The following is a 20,633-nucleotide window of genomic DNA, read 5'->3' on the forward strand; positions in this document are numbered from 1 at the left end:
CCCCTGGAGCGGCGGCACCGGCTTACGGTCCCGCTGTCTACTTCTTCGACTTCACCTGAACGTCGGTGAAGATGGGGTCGCCGTCCTGGCCGTAGACGATCTTGCCGAATACGTTCCGGGACTGACCCGAGTTGTTCTTGTAGAACCACAGCGGGATGGCAGGCATGTCAGCCTTCAGGAGCTGCTCGGCCTCCTGGTACATCTTCACCGTCTCCTCAAGCGTCGCAGCCTTGTCCGCGTTGGCGGCCAGGGTGTCGAACTCCTTGTTGGAGTAGCCCGAGGTGTTACCGGCGGCGGTGGTGCCGTACAGGTCGCGCATGAAGTTCGAGTTGACCGGGTAGTCGAGCACCCAGCCACCGCGGTACATGGACTTGACCTGCTTGTTGTCACGCGCGTTCAGGTCGGCCTGGAAGTCCGGCTTCGAGTCACCGGTGCACTCGACACCGACGCTCTTGCGGATGCTGTTGCAGACCGCGTCGACCCAGGGCTTGTGGTCCTGGTCGGCGTTGAACTGGATCGAGATCTTGTTGCCGGGGACGCCGCCACCCTCGGTGATGAGCTTCTTGGCGGCGGCCGGGTCGAACTTCGTGACGTCACCGAGGGAGCCGGCCTTGTAGCCGAGCACACCGCGGGCGACGTACGAGTCCGCAGGGGACCGGGTGCCGTGCAGCACGGTCTTGGTGATCGTGTCACGGTCGATCGCCATGGACAGACCCTGGATGACCTTGGGGTCGATGTCCTTGAACTGGTCCGTGTAGAACGCCGGGACGATCGACTGGACGGCCGAGTACTCGGCGTCGATCGCGCGGTCGCCCAGGTCGTCCTTGTAGCTCGTGAGAGCCGTGGTCGGGACCTGCTCGATCCAGTCGAGGTTGTCCGACCGCAGGTCCGAGTAGGCGGAGTCGGCGGTGGTGTAGTTCTTGAAGTCGATGCCACCGTTCTTGGCCTTGTTCGGCCCGGTGTAGTCCTCGAACTTGCGGACCTTGATCAGCTTCTTGTGGTCCCACGAGACGAACTTGTAGGGGCCGTTGCCGATCGGCTTCTCGCCGGCGGCCTTCGGGTCCTTGAAGAACGACTCGGGGAGCGGGGCCCACACGTCGTAACCCAGCTTGTACGCGAAGTACGAGACCGAGCTGGTCAGCGTGATCGTGAAGGTGTTCTCGTCGACCACCTTCAGACCGGACATCGCCTCGGACTTCGGGTCACCCTTCTCGGGGTGGACGTCCGCGTAGCCCTTGATGTCCTGGAACCAGCTGGAGTTCGTCTGGTTGTTCTTGACGTTGGCCGACCAGTTCCACGAGTCCACGTAGGACTCGGCGGTGACCGGGGTGCCGTCGTGGAACTTCCAGCCGGGCTTGAGCTTGACGGTCCAGACGGACGAGTCGTCGTTCGGGGTGACCGACTCGGCGTTCACGTTCTTGAGCTCGCCGGTGCCGGGCTCGTAGTCGACGAGACCGGAGAAGATGGTCTTCAGGACACGACTGCCCTGGCTCTCCTTGGCGTTGGCCGGCTGCAGCGGGTTCTGCGGCTCGCCGAGCTGTGCGGTCAGAATGCCATTCGGGTCGGCCTTCCCCGCCTTCATGTCGTCGCCGCTGTCGCTGTCCCCGCCGCCACAGGCGGTCGCAGCCAGGGCGATAACTATCGCGCCCGCGACCCACTTGGCGCTCTTGGCACCGCGCATGGGTTCCTCCTCATGAGTCCACTTGTCACAACAAGATGGGCACTGACCGTTACGCCGACACCCCTGACGGCGGTCGATCAGTGCTCCGAGTGTGTGCTCGTGAGTCGGCGCTCCCCACAGCGCATGACCCATTGACCCGAGCTCAATGGAGCCAACTATTAAGTACGCCCGACCCGTAAACCACACCTGCAGCGTCTCGTTTTGACAACATCGACCCACCACCTACGCCCGAAATCCGGACAAAGTAAGCACAGACAGACACCCGCGAAACGGACTGTTAACGCAGCTTCCGGTGAGCGGTACCCGGTATCCGGACGTTTCGGCATGGAAAACGAGTTGACAGAATTCCCCACCTCGGGCAAAACAGCCTACTGTCCGGCCACCGCGCGGGGGTAGGGCACGATCCGGAGGGCAGCCCTCAGACCTCCGGCCCGGCACCTCTCGGGCCGGGCCGGGGAACGTACAACTGCCGGTGGATCTGCCGGTGGATCTGCCGGTGGGTCAGCGCTTGGCGCGGGAGGCCGCGCGGCCACGCTCCTTCTGGTCCAGGACGACCTTGCGGATCCGGACCGTCTCCGGGGTCACCTCGATGCACTCGTCGTCGCGGCAGAACTCCAGGGACTGCTCAAGCGACAGCCTGCGCGGCGGCACCACGTTCTCCGTGGTGTCGGCGGAGGCCGCGCGCATGTTGGTGAGCTTCTTCTCCTTGGTGATGTTCACGTCCATGTCGTCGGCGCGTGAGTTCTCACCGATGATCATGCCCTCGTACACCTCGGTGCCCGGCTCGGTGAAGATGACACCGCGCTCCTGGAGGTTGACCATCGCGAAGGGGGTCACCGAGCCCGAACGGTCCGCGACCAGCGAGCCGTTGTTACGGGTCCGCAGCTCGCCGAACCACGGCTCGTGGCCCTCGAAGATCGAGTGCGCGATGCCGGTGCCGCGGGTCTGGGTGAGAAACTCCGTACGGAAGCCGATGAGTCCGCGGGACGGCACGATCCACTCCATGCGGATCCAGCCGGAGCCGTGGTTGGTCATGGTCTCCATACGGCCCTTGCGGGTCGCCATGAGCTGCGTGATCGCGCCCAGGTGCTCCTCGGGGCAGTCGATCGTCATGCGCTCGATCGGCTCGTGCAGCTTGCCGTCGATGTCCTTGGTGACGACCTCGGGCTTGCCGACCGTCAGCTCGAAGCCCTCGCGGCGCATCTGTTCGACCAGGATGGCCAGCGCCAGTTCACCGCGGCCCTGCACCTCCCAGGTGTCGGGGCGCTCGGTGTCCAGGACGCGCAGCGAGACGTTACCGATCAGCTCGCGGTCCAGCCGGTCCTTCACCTGGCGGGCGGTGACCTTGTGGCCCTTGCCGCCCTTGCCGACGAGCGGCGAGGTGTTCGTGCCGATGGTCATCGAGATGGCCGGCTCGTCCACCGTGATCAGCGGCAGCGCGATCGGGTTGTCCAGGTCGGCCAGGGTCTCGCCGATCATGATGTCCGGGATACCGGCGATGGCGCAGATGTCGCCGGGGCCCGCCTTCTCGGCGGGCTTGCGGGTGAGCGCCTCGGTCATCAGCAGCTCGGTGATACGGACGTTGGACATCGTGCCGTCACGCTTGATCCACGTGACGGTCTGGCCCTTCTTCAGCTCGCCCTGCTCGACGCGGCACAGCGCGATACGGCCGAGGAAGTTGTCGGCGTCCAGGTTGGTGACGTGGGCCTGGAGCGGCGCGTCCTCGTCGTACACCGGAGCCGGGACGGTGCCCAGGATCGTGGTGAAGAATGGCTCCAGGTTGGTGCTGTCGGCCGGGACCGTGCCGTCCTCCGGCTTGGTCAGCGAGGCGACGCCGTCCCGCGCGCAGGCGTAGACGATCGGGAACTCGATCTGGTCCTCGTCCGCGTCCAGGTCGAGGAAGAGGTCGTACGTCTCGTCGACGACCTCGGCGATACGGGCGTCGGGCCGGTCCGTCTTGTTGATGCACAGGATCACCGGCAGCTTGGCCGAGAGCGCCTTGCGCAGCACGAAACGGGTCTGCGGCAGCGGGCCCTCGGAGGCGTCGACCAGGAGGACGACCGCGTCGACCATCGACAGGCCCCGCTCGACCTCACCGCCGAAGTCGGCGTGGCCGGGGGTGTCGATGATGTTGATCGTGACCAGGTTGGGGATGTCACCCGTACCACCCTCCTTGGGGTGGTACTTCACCGCCGTGTTCTTGGCGAGGATCGTGATGCCCTTCTCACGCTCCAGGTCGTTCGAGTCCATCATCCGGTCGTCGAGGTGCTCGGCGGCGTGCGCGGCGAAGGCGCCGGCCTGCTTCAGCATGGCGTCGACCAGAGTGGTCTTGCCATGGTCGACGTGGGCGACGATGGCGACGTTACGGATGTCGTGGCGCGTGGGCATGCTGGCTGGCGCTTCTCTCGATCGTGGGATGCGGCGTTGTTTTCCTCGTACGCCTGCCGGGCGGACACGCCACGGCCTACCCCATCGTACGGGGCTGGCGCTGCCGGGGCTTCCGGGCCCGATCCGATAAGAGGCGGGGGTGCTGGGGACGTGCTGCTGGGGTGTGCTGCGGGGTGTGGAATCGCCCGGGTCAGGGGGTGGACACGATCTTGCCCGCCGGTGGGCCCGGCGGGCAAGTGAATCGTCCGGCTTTCAAGGTCTGACCTGCCGGTTCTCTCCGTTTCTTCTTCTGTGCTACCGCTGTCCTTCTACTACTCGTCGCTTTCCCCGGCGCTTTCCCTCACGCTTTCCTTCTCAACTTCCTTCTCAACTTCCTTCTTGACTTCGTCAGTGCTCTTCTTGCCGCTCTCCTTGCCGCTCTCCTTCGCGCCCGGGGACTTCTCCGGCTGCTGCGGGCCGCTCCTGGCGGCGTCCTTGAAGCCGATGTCCTCGTAGCGCGGGGCGGCGAAGGCGAAGGCACCGGCGTTCGCGACGGCCGGCTTGGCCGCCACGAGCTGCGGGCGCTGGTAGAGGGGGATGGACCCGGCGGCGGCCCAGATGCGGGCGTCGGCCTGCCTGAGCAGATCGCGCGCCGCCTTCTCGTCCAGCTCGGAGGCCGCCTGGTCGAAGAGCTGGTTGATGTGGTCCGTACCGACGCGGGTGTAGTTCTGCTCCACCAACAGCGAGCCGTCGGAGGCGGGGACGGGCTTGGCGTAGATCGGACGGCCGTCGGTCGCCGGGTAGGCGGTCGCGGGCCACGAGTACAGGGCGAGGTCGTAGTCCCCCGACGCGATGTGGTCCTTGAAGTAGCTGGCGTCGGCGACCTTGGTGATCTCCGTACGGATGCCGATGCGGTCGAGCATGCGGGCGATCTTCTCGCCGACCGTACGCAGCTGCTCGGAGCCGGGACCGGAGGGGAGGACGAAGCGGAGCGTGAGGGGCTTGCCGTCCTTGCCGAGCGGGCCGGGCAGGGGTGAGGCGGAGGGCGATGCCGACGAGGAGTCCGAGGGGGACGCCGAGTCGGAGGCCGGTGCCGCCGTGCCGCGCGGGGCATACGCGCCGGCCATGCCGCCCGGCTGCCTGTCCTGGGCGCTGACGTCCGCGTCGTTCAGCGACTGGACCCGGCCCGCGGGGGCCGGGGCGATGACGCGGGTGCCGCTCTCGGAGAGCGGGACACCGCGACCCGGCTTGTTGTCACCGACGATGTACGCGCCCTCGTCGGAGGCACTCTCGGAGTCCGAACCGGAACCGGAGCCGGAATCCGAACCCGCCTCCGAGTCCTTCGCGTCCTTCGAGTCGGATTCCTTGTCCTTCTTCTTGTCCTCGCCGTCCTTGTCGTCCTTGTCCTTCTTCTTGTCGGCGTCGGCCTCGCTCCCGGCCTTCGTACCGTCGTCCTTCTTCAGGGCGCCGCCGGGCGTCCAGCCCGCGTCGGCCAGGAGCGCCTGCGCCTCCCGTGTGTTCTGGTCCCCGAGCGCGTCGCTGCTGTCGGCGTACGCGTGCTGTCCGGCCAGCGCCAGATGACTGCCGGGCGGGTTCGCCGGCAGGCCGAGCGGCTTGAGTACGGCCTCGGCCAGCTTCTTCCGGTCGAGCGCGCGCGCCACGGCGCGCCGTACCCGCTCGTCGGCGAGCGGTCCGGTCTCCCCGTTGAGCGCCAGCTGCGTGAAGGCGGGCTCCAGGGACTTCCGTACGACATAGCCCCCGAGGCCCTGCTGCTCCTTGGCGTACTTCGCGATCGCCTCGGTCGTCCGCTCGCGGGACGTCCGCGCGGCGTCGGCCTTCTCCTCGTCCGAGCCGTTCGCCAGGGCCCAGGAGCGCATCGCCGACGCCGGGGTGATCTCGGCGCCGGGACCGTGCGCGCCGGACTGCGACCCCGCACCCGTCTGCGATCCCGCACTCGCCTGCGGTCCGGTTCCCTGCGGTCCCGCTCCGGATCCCCTCTTCTTGTCGCGGGCCGCCTGGTCGATCCGCGACGCCACCGGGCTGTCGATCTCGGCGAGGTCGAGCGTGCCCGCGGCGAGCGCGGTGGCGCGCTTCTCGCGCGGCACGGCGCTCAGGACGATCGTGTCGAGCTTCGGCCGCGCGCCCCACCAGCGGGGGTTGCGGACGAGGGTGATCTCGCGGTCCGCGCGGTCCAGCTCCTTGATCTGGAAGGGCCCGGCTGTCGCCTTGAGCTTGGCGCGCGCGCCGTCGTTGAACGAATTCGGCGCCCCCATCACGCCCTTCGGGTACAGCGGGCTGAACAGTGCACGCCAGTCGGCGTACGGCTTGTTGAAGGTGACGCGGACCTCAAGGTCGTTCGCGCCGCGCTCGATCTTCTGGATGCGCTCGTACCCGGCGTTGCGCGCGGTCCAGTACGCGGACTCCTTGCCGCTCAGCGCGCGCCACTGGGCCACGAAGTCGGGGGCGCCGAGTTCGCGACCGTCGCTCCACACCGCCTGCTGGTTGAGCTTGTAGAGCACGACCTGCTTGGGCTCGCGCTCGACGATCTTCGCGGACTCCAGATAGTCCGGATTGCGCTGCGGACGGCCGCTCTTGTCGAGCGTGAAGAGTGCGGGCAGTACGGCTCCGGCGATGCGCGACGTCGTGGCGTCGGCGTCCGCCTGGAAGGCGTTGAGGGTCGTGGGCACGGTGTCCACCGCCCAGCGCAGCGTCCCCCCGTCGGCTACCCGGTCCCGCGCCGCCGGCCCGACGTCCTGGGCGGCGGCGGGGACCTTGCTCCGCTCGTCGTCACCCGAGCTGCACGCGGCGAGCACGGGCAGGGCGAGCACGCCGGTGGTGAGTAGTGCGACGGAGCGGATGGTCCGGGAGCATGTCCTCCCGCGTGGGGCGCCGACCTGGGACATGGCTTCTACCTCTTCGTCCTGTTTGTGGAATTTAGAGATGATCACACCTATTGCCCGCCCACTGAAGTGGACCGATTCCCACCGATCGCGGCGACACGGCGGCCCGGGGCGCGAAGCCCACCCGAACGGCCTAGCGAGGAACGGGACACAGGCCCGCCGGAGGGGCGAAAATAACGGGGCGCGACATCAACGACGCGGAGCGCACGGCTCACGTATGCGCCGGGAATCCCTGCACGTCCCTTCACAAGCGGGGATGTGAGGAGCGACACTCGCAGGCGCATTACCGATGGCATCGCTCCCCTGCGGAAGTGAGGGCACGTCATGTCCCAGCCGGAAGATCTGACAGCAGTCCACCGTCGTATCGATGAGCTCGTCCAACGCGTCTCGGACCTGGAGCGGACGGTCGGCCGGCTGAACGAAGCCGTACCGGCCGCCCCGTCCAGGCCCGCGCCCCAGGACCGCACGGATGTGGTCACCATCCCGGACGCGCCGTACAACGCGGCGCTGTGGACGGACTCCGACGACGAGGGGCTCGGCCTACGGGACCGGCGCGCGCCCTAGCCGGGCGCGGCTCCGTACGCCGCCACGCTCCCCGTCACCGCACGTACCGACCCACCATCGATCGCACCGGCCCTACGACCCCCCACCTGATCCCACTCCATCTCCATACGGAGTTTTCGTTGGCAACAGGCACGGAACGACCCCAACTGAATACGGGCGTGCACGACACATCGCGTGCCGCCATCACCGCCCGTCATCTGCGCACCGACCGCTGGTGGCTGGCGCCCGCCGCCACGGCGGCCGGGCTGCTCGCCTTCATCGTCTACTCGACCTGGCGCGCGTTCGGGAACGCCCACTACTACGCCGCGCCGTACGTCTCACCGTTCTACTCGCCCTGTCTGGCGGAGAACTGCGAGCCGATGAAGGGCGGCCCCAACCTGGAGATCTTCGGCGGCTGGTGGGGCATCTCCCCCGCGCTGATCATTCTGATCTTCCCGCTGGGCTTCCGGATGACCTGCTACTACTACCGCAAGGCGTACTACCGGAGCTTCTGGGCGTCGCCGCCCGCCTGCGCCGTCGCCGAGCCGCACAAGAAGTACAGCGGTGAGACGCGCTTCCCGCTGATCCTGCAGAACATCCACCGGTACTTCTTCTACGCCGCCGTGGTGGTGGCGGTCATCCTCACCTACGACACGGTGCTCGCCTTCCGGAACTCGGACTACGAGTGGGGCCACATGGGCCTCGGCACGATCCTGATGGTCATCAACATCGTGCTGATCTGGGCGTACACCGTCTCCTGCCACTCCTGCCGCCATGTCATGGGCGGCAAGCTGAAGCACTTCTCCAAGCATCCGGTGCGCTACCGGCTGTGGAGCTGGGTCGGGAAGCTGAATCACCGTCATATGCAGCTTGCCTGGGCCTCTTTGATCAGCGTCGCCCTCGCCGACTTCTACGTGTATCTGCTCGCCAGCGGGGTCTTCGACGATCCGCGCCTCTTTTAGTCCTAGGGAGAGCCTTCAGCAATGACGCAACTCGAACGCGAGCAGTGGGACGTCGTGGTGGTGGGCGCGGGCGGAGCAGGTCTGCGAGCCGCCATCGAGGCGCGAGAGCGTGGCGCCCGTACCGCTGTCATCTGCAAGTCGCTCTTCGGCAAGGCCCATACGGTGATGGCCGAGGGCGGCATCGCCGCCTCCATGGGCAATGTGAACTCCGGGGACAACTGGCAGGTCCACTTCCGCGACACCATGCGCGGCGGGAAGTTCCTCAACCAGTGGCGGATGGCGGAGCTGCACGCACAGGAAGCGCCGGACCGGGTCTGGGAGCTGGAGACCTGGGGCGCGCTCTTCGACCGCACGGCGGACGGGAAGATCTCCCAGCGCAACTTCGGCGGGCACGAGTATCCACGTCTCGCGCACGTCGGCGACCGGACCGGCCTGGAGCTGATCCGTACGCTCCAGCAGAAGATCGTCGCCCTCCAGCAGGAGGACTTCCGCGAATTCGGTGACTACGAAGCCCGGTTGAAGGTCTTCCAGGAGTGCACTGTCACCTCCGTACTGAAGGAGGGCGAGCGCGTCTCGGGCACCTTCTGCTACGAGCGCGAGTCCGGCCGCTTCTTCGTGCTGGAGGCGCCCGCCGTCGTCCTCGCGACCGGTGGCATCGGCAAGTCCTTCAAGGTGACGTCGAACTCGTGGGAGTACACGGGCGACGGGCACGCGCTGGCGCTGCTCGCCGGTGCCCCGCTGCTGAACATGGAGTTCGTGCAGTTCCACCCGACTGGCATGGTCTGGCCGCCGTCGGTGAAGGGGATCCTCGTCACCGAGTCGGTGCGTGGCGACGGCGGGGTGCTGCGCAACTCCGAGGGCAAGCGGTTCATGTTCGACTACATCCCGGACGTCTTCAAGGAGAAGTACGCGGAGTCCGAGGAGGAGGGCGACCGCTGGTACGACGACCCGGACAACAACCGGCGCCCGCCCGAACTGCTGCCCCGTGACGAGGTGGCCCGTGCCATCAACTCCGAGGTCAAGGCCGGCCGGGGCACGCCGCACGGCGGTGTGTATCTGGACGTGTCCACCCGGATGCCGGCCGAGGTCATCCAGCGCCGACTGCCCTCGATGTACCACCAGTTCAAGGAGCTGGCGGACGTCGACATCACGGCGGAGGCGATGGAGGTCGGCCCCACCTGTCACTACGTGATGGGCGGCATCGCCGTCGACTCGGAGACCGCCGCCGCCCCCGGGGTCCTCGGTCTGTACGCGGCCGGCGAGGTCGCGGGCGGGATGCACGGTTCCAACCGGCTGGGCGGCAACTCGCTCTCCGACCTGTTGGTCTTCGGCCGGCGCGCCGGCCTGCACGCCGCCGAGTACGCGGCGGGGCTCACCACACGGCCGGCCATCGACGAGGGGCAGATCGACGCGGCGGCCACCGAGGCGCTGCGCCCCTTCGGCGCCGAGGAGCCGGAAGGCGGCGGCGCGCCCGAGAACCCGTACAGCGTCCATCAGGAGCTCCAGCAGACGATGAACGACCTCGTCGGCATCATCAGGCGCGAAGGCGAGATGGAGCAGGCGCTGGAGAAGCTGGGCGAGCTGCGCCTGCGGGCGGCGCGCGCCGGGGTGGAGGGCCACCGGCAGTTCAACCCCGGCTGGCACCTCGCGATCGACCTGCGCAACATGCTGCTGGTCAGCGAGTGCATCGCCCTGTCGGCACTGGAGCGCACGGAGAGCCGTGGCGGTCACACCCGCGAGGACTGGCCCGGCATGGCTCTCGACTGGCGGCGGGTCAATCTGCACTGCCGGCTGAACGATTCGGCACGGGACCCGTCGGCGGACCCCGCGCTCGGCCGGATCAGCCTCTCCAGGAAGACGACCGAGCCCATCCGTCCCGACCTGCTCGACCTCTTCGACAAGGAAGAGCTGGTCAAGTACCTCGCCGAAGAGGAGCTCCACGAGTGAGTGCCAGCACGACTCCGACGCAGAGCACATCCGCCTCGTCCAACGCGTCCACCGCGCCCGCGCCCGCTGCCTCCGGCGCCTCGTCCACCTCGTACGAAGCCAAATTCAAGGTCTGGCGGGGCGACGCGGAGGGCGGCGATCTGAAGGACTTCGCCGTCGAGGTGAACGAGGGCGAGGTCGTCCTCGACATCATCCACCGCCTCCAGGCGACGCAGGCGTCCGACCTGGCGGTGCGCTGGAACTGCAAGGCGGGCAAGTGCGGTTCGTGCAGTGCGGAGATCAACGGCCGGCCGCGGCTGCTCTGCATGACGCGGATGTCCACCTTCACCCGCGAGGAGACGATCACCGTCACCCCGCTGCGCGCCTTCCCCGTCATCCGGGACCTGGTGACGAATGTGAACTTCAACTACCAGAAGGCGCGGGAGGTACCGGCGTTCGTACCGCCCCCCGGGGTCGCCGCGGGCGAGTACCGGATGCAGCAGGTGGACGTGGAACGCTCGCAGGAGTTCCGTAAGTGCATCGAGTGCTTCCTGTGCCAGGACACCTGCCATGTGGTGCGGGACCACGAGGAGAACAAGACCTCGTTCGCCGGGCCGCGCTTCCTGATGCGGGTCGCGGAGCTGGACATGCACCCGCTGGACGCGGCCGAGGAGACCGGCCTGGACCGGAAGCAGACCGCGCAGGACGAGCACGGGCTCGGCTACTGCAACATCACCAAGTGCTGCACGGAGGTCTGTCCCGAGGGGATCAAGATCACGGACAACGCGCTGATCCCGCTGAAGGAGCGGGTGGTGGACAAGAAGTACGACCCGCTGGTCTGGCTGGGCAACAAGATCCGGCGTCGTACGACGAGTTGAGGGCCGGGGGTCTCTGCCCCCTGTCCTCTGTCCTCGGGCGGGGGACGGGCCGCGGGTCGGCCCGTCCCCCGCCTGAGGGCGGGCTGCTACGGCTCGGGCGACCGCGCGATCAGCGACTCGACGCCGTCCAGCATCCGTTCGAGCCCGAAGTCGAAGAGCGCGCCGAGTTCGAGGTCGAACTCCCCGTCCCCGAAGAGCGTCGACATGACCGGATAGTCATGGGCGAACTGGATCGAATCCGGCCGCGTCGCGCCGGCCGCCATCCACTCCTCGGCCGTCATCCCCGTGTCCTGCCGCGCCTGTGACTCCAACTCGACGGCCATCGCGAGACCTTGGGCGTAGCCGAACAGGGCGAGATGGGTGTGGATCATCCCGTGCGGCGTGAGCCCGAGCCCGCGCAGGATGGTCAGCACCCGCTCCGTGTAACTCATCGCGTGTGGCGAGACCATCGGCCGGGTCAGCCCCGCCATGGCGCGGGCCAGCCATGGATGGCGCTCGTACCGGGTCCACAACCAGCGGATCTCCCGCGTCAGTCGCGGACGCCAGCCGACCGGCTCGGGGCCCGACGGGGCGCCGCCGAACACCGCCTCGGACATCAGGCGCACCAGCTCGCCCTTGCTGGGGACATGGCGGTAGAGCGCCATCGTGGAGGTACCGAACTCCGTCGCCACGCGCCGCATCGAGAGCGCGCCCAGCCCTTCGACGTCGGCGAGCGCGATGGCGGCGCGCACGACGCGCTCACGGCTGAGTCCCTCGCCGGGAGCCGCGCCCCGGCCTCGGTCGCGGCCCCGTTCGTGGGCCCGTTCGCGGCTTTGGTCGCGGTCGGGCTCCGCGACCACCGTGCCGACGCCGGGCACCGCCCGTACCAGACCTTCCTGGTTGAGCGCGGCGAGCGCCTTGCTCGCGGTCGCCATCGCGACACCCCACTCCTCGGTGATACGGCGGGTGGAGGGCACGCGGTCGCCGGGCAGGAGGTCCCCGGAGGCGATACGGCGGCGGAGTTCGGCCGCGATGCGGAGATAAGGCGGGAGAGGGGGCGGGGGAAGGGACGGGAGAGGGGGCGGGAGAGGGGGCGGAGGAGACGGCGGGGGGTAGGGCGGATCAACGGCCATGGGCCCTACCGTACTAGTGCACCCAGGGCACCAAATCCCCGTGAGCGCAGGGCATCCGGGGTGGTGCACTAGGCCGCTGTTTGCGGCGTACGCGCGGAGCCGATTACGTACCGGCCATGGAGAACTCATACGCGTCACACACGCCCGGTCTCGCGGGCCGCAAGGAATGGATCGCCCTCGGCGTTCTGATGCTGCCGCTGCTCCTCGTCTCGATGGACATCTCGATCCTCTACTTCGCGATCCCGTACGTCAGTCAGGATCTGGAGCCCAGCGCCACCCAGCAGTTGTGGATCCTCGACATGTACGGCTTCGTACTCGCCGGGCTGCTCATCACCATGGGCGCCCTCGGCGACCGGATCGGCCGGCGCAAGCTGGTCCTCGGGGGCGCGGCGGTCTTCGGCGCGGCCTCGGTCGCCGCGGCGTACGCGCACTCGGCCGACGCGCTCATCGGCGTACGGGCGCTGCTCGGGCTCGGCGGCGCCGCACTCATGCCGTCGACGCTCGCGCTGATCCGCAATCTCTTCCACGACGCGAAGCAGCGCGGCCGGGCCGTGACGATCTGGACGGGCGTGATGACCACCGGTATCTCGCTCGGGCCGGTGGTCAGCGGGCTGCTGCTCGAACACTTCTGGTGGGGTTCGATCTTCCTGATCAACCTGCCGGCGATGGTGCTGCTGCTGGTGCTGGTGCCGTTCCTGGTACCGGAGTCCAAGTCGGCGTCTTCGGGGTCTGCGGGGGCCGCGGGGGCCGGGGGGTCTTCAGCGTCTTCGGCGGTGGGGGCCGCGGCGTCGCGTGAGCCGTTCGACCTGGTGAGCGCGGTTCTCTCGCTGGCCGCCCTGCTCACGTTCATCTACGGCGTCAAGGAGTGGGCCCGGCACGGCTTCGCGCCGGAGCCCGCCCTGGCCGTCGCGGTGGGACTGGTGCTGGGCCATGCCTTCGTACGACGCCAGAAGCGCCTCGCCCACCCGATGATCGACCTCGAACTGCTGGGGCGACGGGCCTTCGGCGGACCGGTGTTCGCGAATGTGCTCGCGATGTTCGCCACGGTGGGGATGGCGGTCTTCCTCACCCAGTACCTCCAGTCCGTGCAGGGTCTGAGCCCGTTCGGGGCCGCGCTCTGGAGCCTCGTACCGGCTTCGGGTGTGCTCGTGGCGGCGCCGACGGCGGCGGTCCTCGCGCAGCGCACCGACCGCGCGTACGTCATGGGCGGCGGCTTCCTCTTCGCGGCGGCCGGATTCTGCTGGCTGACCCAGCTCCGGACGGACTCGGCTCTCTGGTTCTCCCTGACGGCCGCCGCGATCTATGTGGGCGGTCTCGTCGCCGCCATGACCCTCGCCAACGAACTCGCCCTCGGCGCCGCCCCGCCTGACCGCGCGGGCTCGGCCGCCGCCGTACTCGAATCGGGCCAGGAACTGGGCGGGGCGCTGGGCATGGCCGTTCTCGGCTCGGTCGGGGCGGCGATCTACAGCCGGGACATGGCCGACGCCCTGCCGGCCGACGTCAGCGCCGCACTGCCCGGCGGGGTGGCCGACACCGTACGGGAGACACTGGGCGGCGCGGCGGCCGCCGCGGCCCGGCTCCCGGAGGAGACCGGCGCGCGCGTGCTGGCGACGGCCCGGGACGCCTTCACACACGGGATGGGACTGGCGTCGGTCGGCGCGGCGGCCGTCATGGTGGGGGCCGCGGTCTTCTCGTTCGTGGTGCTGCGGGGCACGTCGGAGCGCGCGACGAGCGCGGACGGGGACGCTCCCGAGAGGGGTGACCTTGCTCCTGCACAGACCGGCGGCCTAGAGTGAATGCGTTTGAATGCGCATACACAGGAGGCTGCGCCCGGTGGAACGGGCCCGGCGGAGAGTGACCAGTCACAACCAGCGCGGCGAGAGCGGACGGTCGGATCGGTTGAGTGCCCCCACGGTGTACGACGTCGCCGAGCGTTCCGGCGTCTCCATTGCGACGGTTTCGCGGGTCTACCGGAATCCGGACTCCGTACGCGCCCAGACCCGCGACCGCGTACTGGAAGCGGCCCGCGCCCTGGGCTACGTACCGAGCGGCAACGCCCGCGGCCTCGCCAGCCGGACCACCGGCGTCCTCGGACTGTGCTTCCCCGACTACGCGGACCCGGACGCCGAGACCGACGCGGAGGTGGAAGCGGAGGCCGAGGCCGACGACTCCGCCGTCATGCTCTACTCCGACCAGATCATCCGCGGCATGGAGCGGGCGGCGCGGCGGCACGGGTACGCGCTACTGATCGCCGCCTCGCTGGTGGGCGGTCCGGAGAGCCTGGTCGCCAAGGTGGCGGGGCGGGTGGACGGGTTCGCCGTACTGGCGAAGACCGTGCCCACCGAGGACCTTGAGGTGATCTCGCGGCGGCTGCCGGTGGTGATGCTGGCCGGGCCGCGCGAGATCGACCACCTCGACCACATCGAGGTGGCCAACTCCGACGGGGAACGGGAGCTGGCCCGTCATCTCATCCATGGTCATGGACTGCGCAGACTCGCCTTCGTGGGCGGCGACCCGGAATCGCCGGACGCGGAGGCGCGGTTCCGCGGCTACCAGGAGGCGTGCCGGGAAGCGGGTCTGCCGGTGACCGACGAGCCCGATCTGCGCGCCGAGATGATGACGCAGGCGGAGGGCGAGCGCACGACGGACGCGCTCCTGGACCGTGCCGCCGGGCACGATCGGCCGCAAGCCATCCTCTTCGCCAACGACCAGATGGCGATCGGCGCGCTGCACGCGCTGGAACGGCGTGGAGTGCGGGTGCCCGACGACATCGCGGTCACCGGCTTCGACGGCATCCCGCTGAGCCGGATCGTCCGACCGTCCCTGACGACGGTCCGCCAGCCGATGCGCCGCCTGGGCGAGGAGGCGGTTGAACTCCTGATCCACCGCCTCGCCGACCCAACACGCGCTCCGGTCTCCCTGATGCTCCCGGTCTCAGTGGCCCGCCGCGCGAGCTGCGGCTGCGGCTGAGGTCTGCGGGGGGGGCGGGTCCGGCGTTCGGACTCGCTGCACTCCTGGCCTGGGCTGTGTCTGGCAAGTAGCACGGTCCGCCGCAGAGCGGCTGGGGTCTCGTCGGCGCGCGGGATCGCAGGGCGGAGGACAGGCGTTGCCCATGCCCAGCCGTACGTGGGCGCCTGACGACAACGCAGGGGGCACCTCCCGTGCCCGAAGGGCTACGGAGACGAGCGGGCGCCCGGACGTCGCGCGCCAAGCGGGATTTGGTCGGACACCCTGTAGGCCGTGTCTGGCAAATAGCGCTGTCCGCCAGCAGGGCGGGGCACGCCCTGCCGGTGCCTCCCCGGTGCGTGCGATCGCAAGGCGGAGGATCAGCGTTGCCCATGCCCCAGCCGCACGTGGGCGCCTGACGACAACGCAGGGGCCCGGACACCGCGCGCCAGACGCGATTGGTCGGACACGGCCCAGGTCCTGTACGGCGGATCTTCGGGGATCAGCCCGGGCCCGCCGCGGAGCGGCTGGGGTCTCGTCGGCGCGCCGCATCGCAAGGCTGAGGATCGGCATTTTAGGGCCCACGGGGCAGAGGTGCCTCATCAGCGTCCCGGGCCCGAAGATCCACCGGAAGGGGCTTAGGGGTGTCTTGTCGATCAGGCCGGATCAGGGAGCGCCCGCTGCGGCAGCGGCCGGTGTCACGTTGGTGCCGTGGATCGCAAGGCGGAGGAGGGAGGCACGGCGGAACCATGCCGCCCGACGGCAACGGAGGTGGCACCTCCCGTGCCCCTCTCGGGAGAGGCGCGGCACCAGACCTCGCGAGCCCGGCAAGATCAGCAACGCGCACCCCAGGCCCGGGGCCCGGCCCCAGGTCAGCCGAGCCGGGCCGCGAAGAACTCGCGGCGAGCTTCCGCCAGCGCCGCGACATCCGCGCTCTCACCCTCGTACTCGAAGTGCCCCGCCCGCAGCACACGCAGCTCACGCCGGTCGGGCAGCGCGTTGTACACGGCGAACTGCCCCGGCGGCGGCACCGCCGGATCGAACAGCGCGGGCGCGACCATCATCGGCACTTCGATCCGGCCCGCCGCTGTCGCGGCGTCGAAGTACGCGAGGACGTCCATGACCTCCGGATGCTCCTCGTGGTACGCCCGTACCGCCTCCCCGCTCCCCACGCACGGCAGCGTCACCCGCAACGGATGATTCCCGAACGTCGGCACGGTCAACTGCCCGCAGGCGAAACGGCCGTCCCACGGCAGCGCCAGCGCCCCGAGCCCGCCCCCGAAGCTCTCCCCCGCATACCCCAGCCGCGCGCCCGCGTCCCCGCCCGTCCCCGACTCCGTCTCCGCCCCGGTCCTCAATTCCGGGACCAGCTCCAGCAGCGCCGACGCCGCGCACCACAGGTCTGCCACGCAGTCGCCGATCACATACGTCTCGCGTGACTCGATGCCGTACAGGACATGTTTCTCGGCCTCACCGGGGATGCCGGGCCGCCGGCTCCGCGAGCCCATCCCCCGGACGCACGGCAGGATCGCGGCGCTACGGGGCAGCGGAAGCGGCACCTCGGCGCCCGGCTCCTGACGCCCGCCGTAGCCGTGCCCGATCACGAAACCGTGCTCGGCGGGCCCCTCGGCCGGCAGCACCAGCCAGCCACCGATGCGCAGCCCGCCGACCGAGGTGTAGGAGACCCCGAAGATCCGGCAGCCGTCCCGCTCGTCCTCCTGCGGCCCGACGGCCGGCGCGGTCGCCACTCCCGCCGCGGCCGCGAAACGGCCCTGCCAGTACGCGTCGAACCCGTCCGGAGGGGCAGGCGCCGGGATGTCGAGCAGCTCGTCGAGGGTCCGGCCGTAGGCCGGGTCGAAGGGATAGCCGTGCTCGAACTCAGACATGAGCGCGACATTAACCTTGGCCCGCCATCGATGACCACAACCGGAATCGACTCAACCACTTCCGCAACGCAAACAGCCCACCTAGCCTGCGGAGGCAGAGATTCCGGATGTCCCACATGTTGCACGAGTGTGACCAAAGCCCCTCTTGCGGTTCTCCGAATACCTGCAGCAGAGTGATGTATGCGCTTACAGGCAGCGCATACATCGGTGAGCTCAAGGAGGAGCCGTCCATGCATCGCACCGCCAGAACCGCCTCTGCCGCCATCGCCCTCACGATGGCCGCCGGGATCACCGCATGCGGCAGCTCGGGGGGCGCGGGAGTCGCCGCCGACAAGAAGCAGACCCTCACCGTGTGGGCCATGGGCGCCGAGGGCGAGAAGCTCGCCGAGGTGGCCAAGGTGTACGAGGACGCGAACCCCCACATCACCGTCAAGGTCACCCCCATCGGCTGGGACGTCGCCCACCAGAAGCTGGTCTCCGCCGCTGCCGCCGGCACTCTGCCGGACGTGACGCAGATGGGCAGCAGCTACATGGGCGAGTTCGTCGAACTCGGCGTCCTGGAACCGGTCGACACCAAGACCTTCAAGAAGGACGCCTTCTTCCCCGCCGCCTGGGACCAGGGCGTGGCGGAGGGCGAGGTCTACGGCGTCCCCTGGTACGTCGAGACCCGCGTCCTCTACTACCGCACCGACCTGGCGAAGAAGGCCGGCATCACCAAGCCCCCCACCACCTGGCCGGAGCTCCAGCAGGCGGCCACCGCCTTCCAGGACAAGGCCGGCACCAAGTGGGGCATCTACTTCCAGTCCAGCGGCCTGGACGCCGTACAGAGCTGGTACCCCTTCCTGTACTCGGCCGGCGGCTCGATCGTCGGCGACGACGGCAAGGCCGCGATGACCAGCCCGGAGACCGTCAAGGCCCTCGACGAGTACGGCACGTACTTCGAGAAGGGACTCTCCAAGAAGAGCTTCCAGCCCGGCTACGAGGTCCTGACGGACTTCAACACCGGCGATGTCCCGATGTTCTACTCCGGCCCCTGGACCATGGCGGGCATCAACGACAACTACCCGGACCTCAAGGGCAAGTGGGCCATCGCGAAGGTCCCGGCCGACCAGGGCTCCGTCTCCATGGCCGGCGGCTCCAGCCTCGTCGTCTCCAAGGACAGCGAACACAAGGAAGCCGCCAAGGAGTTCCTCAGCTACCTCACGGGCACCGAGGGTCAGAAGGACTGGTTCAAGCGCTCGGGCGACCTGCCGGCCAACACCAGCGCCTGGGACTCCGGCGAACTCGCCGACGACGCCAACTTCAAGATCTTCCGTGAGCAGATGGAGACCGCCAAGTCCTGGCCGGTCCTGCCCCAGTGGACGGAGATCTCCTCGAAGGCCGATGAGGCCATCTCCCAGGTGACCCAGGGCAAGGCCTCCGCCGAGGACGCCGCGAAGAAGGCCCAGTCCGAGATCGAAGGGCTTGTGGAGTAGTCGTCATGAGCACCACGACCGAACCGGCCGCAGACGCGGCCCCGGTGAAGACCGGGCCGGGAGCACATCCCCCGCCCGGCGGCCGAAACCGCGACAGGCGACAACGGCCCGTCGCCGTCCAGCACATGGCCGGCTGGCTGTTCTCCACCCCCTTCCTGGTGCTCTTCGCCGTCTTCATGGCTCTGCCGATCGCCGCGACGCTCGTGATGAGCTTCACGGACTTCGGTCTGCGCAATGTCACCGATCCTTTCTCGGCGGAGTTCATCGGCCTGGAGAACTACACGAAGCTGTTCGACGACGAGAAGTTCCTCAAGGCCCTGTTCAACACCGCGTACTTCGTGGTCGTAGGCGTACCGCTGACCGTCGGACTCGGGCTGTTCGTCGCCGTCCTGCTCAACAACGGCATCGACCGGGCCCGCACCTTCTTCCGGGTCGGTTTCTACGCCCCGGTCGTGACCAGCATCGTCGCGATCGCCGTCGTCTGGCGCTTCGTCCTCGACCCGTCCGACGGACTGATCGCGGGCCTCGCCTCCGAAGTCGGTCTGACGTCACCGGACTTCCTCGGCTCCGAGGCGCTCGCCATGCCCTCGCTGATCGTGATGGCCGTGTGGCGCAATCTCGGCACGGTCATGGTGCTCTTCATCGCGGGCCTTCAGGCCATCCCGCCCGATGTACGGGAGGCGGCCCGGCTGGACGGCGCGAGCACCTGGCAGGAGTTCCGCCGCATCACCGTGCCACTGCTGCGGCCCACGATGCTCTACACCACGGTCATCACCACCATCGGCTATCTCAACGTGTTCGAGGAGCCGTTCGTGATGACACAGGGCGGGCCATCTGACAGCACGCTCACGGTGTCGCTGGCCATGTACCGCGAGGGCTTCAACTTCTTCCACATGGGCTACGCGAGCGCCATGGCGTATGTGCTCTTCGTCGTGATCATGGCGATCACCGTGCTCCAGCTCCGCCTGCTGAAGGACAACACGAAATGAGCGCCGCGCGCACCACCACGCCCCCACCCCCGCCCTCCGCGTCGACCGGTCCGGAGGACTCCAAGGGTCCGACCTGGTCCGGCCTGAAGCCGGGCGACGGCGCCCCGACGTCGAGCGGCGGACGGCTGAAGAAATCCGGCGTGTATGTCCTGCTCTCGATCGGCCTGCTGGTCATGGCGGCGCCGTTCCTGTGGATGGGTCTGTCGGCCTTCAAGACGGACCGCGACCTGACCGCCAACCCTCCGGTGTGGATCCCCAGCGAGTGGACCTTCGAGCACTTCGGTGAACTGCTCGACCGCCTCGACGTCCCCCTCTACTTCTTCAACTCCCTGACCGTCGCGGTCCTGGTAACGGCCTCCAATCTGGTGTTCTGCTCGATGCTGGGTTACGCACTGGCCAAGCTGCGGTTCGGCGGCCGGAACAAGGTCTTCGCGCTGGTCCTCGGCGCCCTGATGGTGCCCGGCAACCTGATGCTCCTTCCGCTCTTCGTCCTGATGAGCAAGCTCCAACTGATCGACTCGTACGCCGGGCTGATGCTGCCGTTCGCCGCCCAGGCCTTCGGGGTCTTCCTGATGCGTCAGTTCATGCAGTCGATCCCCGACGAACTGCTCGAAGCGGCCCGGATCGACGGCGCCCGCGAGTGGTACATCTTCTGGCGGATCGCGATGCCGCTGGTCAAGCCGGCGCTGGCAACGCTCTCGATCCTCATCTTCCTGGGCTCCTGGAACAACTTCGTCTGGCCGCTGATCGCGACGAACGACCCGGAGAAATACACCCTCCCGGTGGCCCTCGCCACCTTCGCCACCGACCCCAACCAATCGGACGGTTCCAACGGCATGTTGATGGTCGGCTCCCTCCTGATCATCCTGCCGGTGCTGCTGGTCTTCATCGTCCTGCAACGGCACTTCACCCAGGGCCTCGCCACCACCGGCATGAAATAGCCGCCGCTCCCAGCCTTCCCGACGCGT

14 protein-coding genes are annotated in these 20,633 nt (G+C 68.6%); 9 read left to right on the forward strand and 5 right to left on the reverse strand.

What is annotated here, in order from left to right; genetic code table 11:
- Nucleotides 1–37: 37 nt before the first annotated feature.
- The 3 genes from ACFUN8_RS22090 to ACFUN8_RS22100 form a co-directional block, all read right to left on the reverse strand.
- The gene (locus ACFUN8_RS22090; protein ID WP_383640215.1) at nt 38–1,681 is read right to left on the reverse strand and encodes an ABC transporter substrate-binding protein; all 1,644 of its coding nucleotides are present in this window, start codon (nt 1,679–1,681) and stop codon (nt 38–40) included.
- A 501-nt stretch (nt 1,682–2,182) separates the two neighbouring features.
- Complete coding sequence (typA, locus tag ACFUN8_RS22095) at nt 2,183–4,069, reverse strand: translational GTPase TypA (protein WP_382571657.1); 1,887 nt, start codon at nt 4,067–4,069, stop codon at nt 2,183–2,185.
- Nucleotides 4,070–4,380: 311 nt separating this feature from the next.
- A complete protein-coding gene (locus ACFUN8_RS22100) occupies nt 4,381–6,951 on the reverse strand; it encodes an ABC transporter family substrate-binding protein (protein ID WP_383640218.1) in 2,571 nt (856 codons plus the stop codon).
- A gap of 321 nt (nt 6,952–7,272) precedes the next feature.
- On the opposite strand from ACFUN8_RS22100, the gene ACFUN8_RS22105 reads away from it, so the two are divergent.
- From ACFUN8_RS22105 to ACFUN8_RS22120, 4 genes are all read left to right on the forward strand, one after another.
- Complete coding sequence (locus tag ACFUN8_RS22105; RefSeq protein WP_383640221.1) at nt 7,273–7,512, forward strand: hypothetical protein; 240 nt, start codon at nt 7,273–7,275, stop codon at nt 7,510–7,512.
- 119 nt (nt 7,513–7,631) lie between these two features.
- A complete protein-coding gene (locus ACFUN8_RS22110; protein ID WP_383640223.1) occupies nt 7,632–8,453 on the forward strand; it encodes a hypothetical protein in 822 nt (273 codons plus the stop codon).
- Between the two features lie 21 nt (nt 8,454–8,474).
- Nucleotides 8,475–10,400, forward strand: a complete 1,926-nt coding sequence (locus ACFUN8_RS22115; RefSeq protein ID WP_383640226.1) for a fumarate reductase/succinate dehydrogenase flavoprotein subunit — start codon at nt 8,475–8,477, stop codon at nt 10,398–10,400.
- Nucleotides 10,397–11,257 (forward strand): succinate dehydrogenase/fumarate reductase iron-sulfur subunit, encoded by an 861-nt coding sequence (locus ACFUN8_RS22120; RefSeq protein WP_383640229.1) that lies wholly within the window; start codon nt 10,397–10,399, stop codon nt 11,255–11,257. The genes ACFUN8_RS22115 and ACFUN8_RS22120 overlap by 4 nt, the downstream gene beginning before the upstream one ends.
- Before the next feature lie 86 nt (nt 11,258–11,343).
- On the opposite strand, the gene ACFUN8_RS22125 is transcribed toward ACFUN8_RS22120, so the two are convergent.
- Nucleotides 11,344–12,270 carry a TetR/AcrR family transcriptional regulator C-terminal domain-containing protein gene (locus tag ACFUN8_RS22125; protein ID WP_383640291.1) on the reverse strand — a complete coding sequence of 309 codons (927 nt, stop codon included), beginning with the start codon at nt 12,268–12,270 and terminating at the stop codon, nt 11,344–11,346.
- 215 nt (nt 12,271–12,485) lie between these two features.
- On the opposite strand from ACFUN8_RS22125, the gene ACFUN8_RS22130 reads away from it, so the two are divergent.
- Nucleotides 12,486–14,165 carry an MFS transporter gene (locus ACFUN8_RS22130; protein ID WP_383640232.1) on the forward strand — a complete coding sequence of 560 codons (1,680 nt, stop codon included), beginning with the start codon at nt 12,486–12,488 and terminating at the stop codon, nt 14,163–14,165.
- A 103-nt stretch (nt 14,166–14,268) separates the two neighbouring features.
- Nucleotides 14,269–15,339 carry a LacI family DNA-binding transcriptional regulator gene (locus tag ACFUN8_RS22135; RefSeq protein ID WP_383640235.1) on the forward strand — a complete coding sequence of 357 codons (1,071 nt, stop codon included), beginning with the start codon at nt 14,269–14,271 and terminating at the stop codon, nt 15,337–15,339.
- Between the two features lie 848 nt (nt 15,340–16,187).
- Here the strand turns inward: ACFUN8_RS22135 and ACFUN8_RS22140 are convergent.
- Entirely contained in the window at nt 16,188–17,201 is a 1,014-nt protein-coding gene (locus tag ACFUN8_RS22140) for an acetylxylan esterase (RefSeq protein ID WP_383640238.1), read from the reverse strand.
- A 230-nt stretch (nt 17,202–17,431) separates the two neighbouring features.
- Here ACFUN8_RS22140 and ACFUN8_RS22145 point away from each other — a divergent pair, with 230 nt between their 5' ends.
- From ACFUN8_RS22145 to ACFUN8_RS22155, 3 genes are read left to right on the forward strand one after another with little or no spacing between them, the layout of a single operon-like run.
- Nucleotides 17,432–18,676 carry a sugar ABC transporter substrate-binding protein gene (locus tag ACFUN8_RS22145; protein ID WP_383640241.1) on the forward strand — a complete coding sequence of 415 codons (1,245 nt, stop codon included), beginning with the start codon at nt 17,432–17,434 and terminating at the stop codon, nt 18,674–18,676.
- Nucleotides 18,677–18,681: 5 nt separating this feature from the next.
- Nucleotides 18,682–19,665, forward strand: a complete 984-nt coding sequence (locus tag ACFUN8_RS22150; RefSeq protein WP_383640244.1) for a carbohydrate ABC transporter permease — start codon at nt 18,682–18,684, stop codon at nt 19,663–19,665.
- On the forward strand, nt 19,662–20,606 hold the full coding sequence (locus ACFUN8_RS22155; protein ID WP_383640247.1) for a carbohydrate ABC transporter permease: 945 nt from the start codon (nt 19,662–19,664) through the stop codon (nt 20,604–20,606). Before ACFUN8_RS22150 ends, ACFUN8_RS22155 begins: the two co-directional genes overlap by 4 nt.
- The last annotated feature ends 27 nt before the right edge of the window (nt 20,607–20,633 follow it).

The sequence above is a fragment of the Streptomyces sp. NPDC057307 genome (genome assembly GCF_042667665.1).
Lineage (GTDB): Bacteria > Actinomycetota > Actinomycetes > Streptomycetales > Streptomycetaceae > Streptomyces.

What these genes read in the sequence shown, in the direction of transcription:
- ACFUN8_RS22090 (WP_383640215.1), bottom strand. Translation starts at nt 1,681, where the DNA reads ATGCGCGGTGCCAAGAGCGCCAAGTGGGTCGCGGGCGCGATAGTTATC.
- typA (WP_382571657.1), bottom strand. Translation starts at nt 4,069, where the DNA reads ATGCCCACGCGCCACGACATCCGTAACGTCGCCATCGTCGCCCACGTC.
- ACFUN8_RS22100 (WP_383640218.1), bottom strand. Translation starts at nt 6,951, where the DNA reads ATGTCCCAGGTCGGCGCCCCACGCGGGAGGACATGCTCCCGGACCATC.
- ACFUN8_RS22105 (WP_383640221.1), top strand. Translation starts at nt 7,273, where the DNA reads ATGTCCCAGCCGGAAGATCTGACAGCAGTCCACCGTCGTATCGATGAG.
- ACFUN8_RS22115 (WP_383640226.1), top strand. Translation starts at nt 8,475, where the DNA reads ATGACGCAACTCGAACGCGAGCAGTGGGACGTCGTGGTGGTGGGCGCG.
- ACFUN8_RS22130 (WP_383640232.1), top strand. Translation starts at nt 12,486, where the DNA reads ATGGAGAACTCATACGCGTCACACACGCCCGGTCTCGCGGGCCGCAAG.
- ACFUN8_RS22140 (WP_383640238.1), bottom strand. Translation starts at nt 17,201, where the DNA reads ATGTCTGAGTTCGAGCACGGCTATCCCTTCGACCCGGCCTACGGCCGG.
- ACFUN8_RS22145 (WP_383640241.1), top strand. Translation starts at nt 17,432, where the DNA reads ATGCATCGCACCGCCAGAACCGCCTCTGCCGCCATCGCCCTCACGATG.
- ACFUN8_RS22150 (WP_383640244.1), top strand. Translation starts at nt 18,682, where the DNA reads ATGAGCACCACGACCGAACCGGCCGCAGACGCGGCCCCGGTGAAGACC.
- ACFUN8_RS22155 (WP_383640247.1), top strand. Translation starts at nt 19,662, where the DNA reads ATGAGCGCCGCGCGCACCACCACGCCCCCACCCCCGCCCTCCGCGTCG.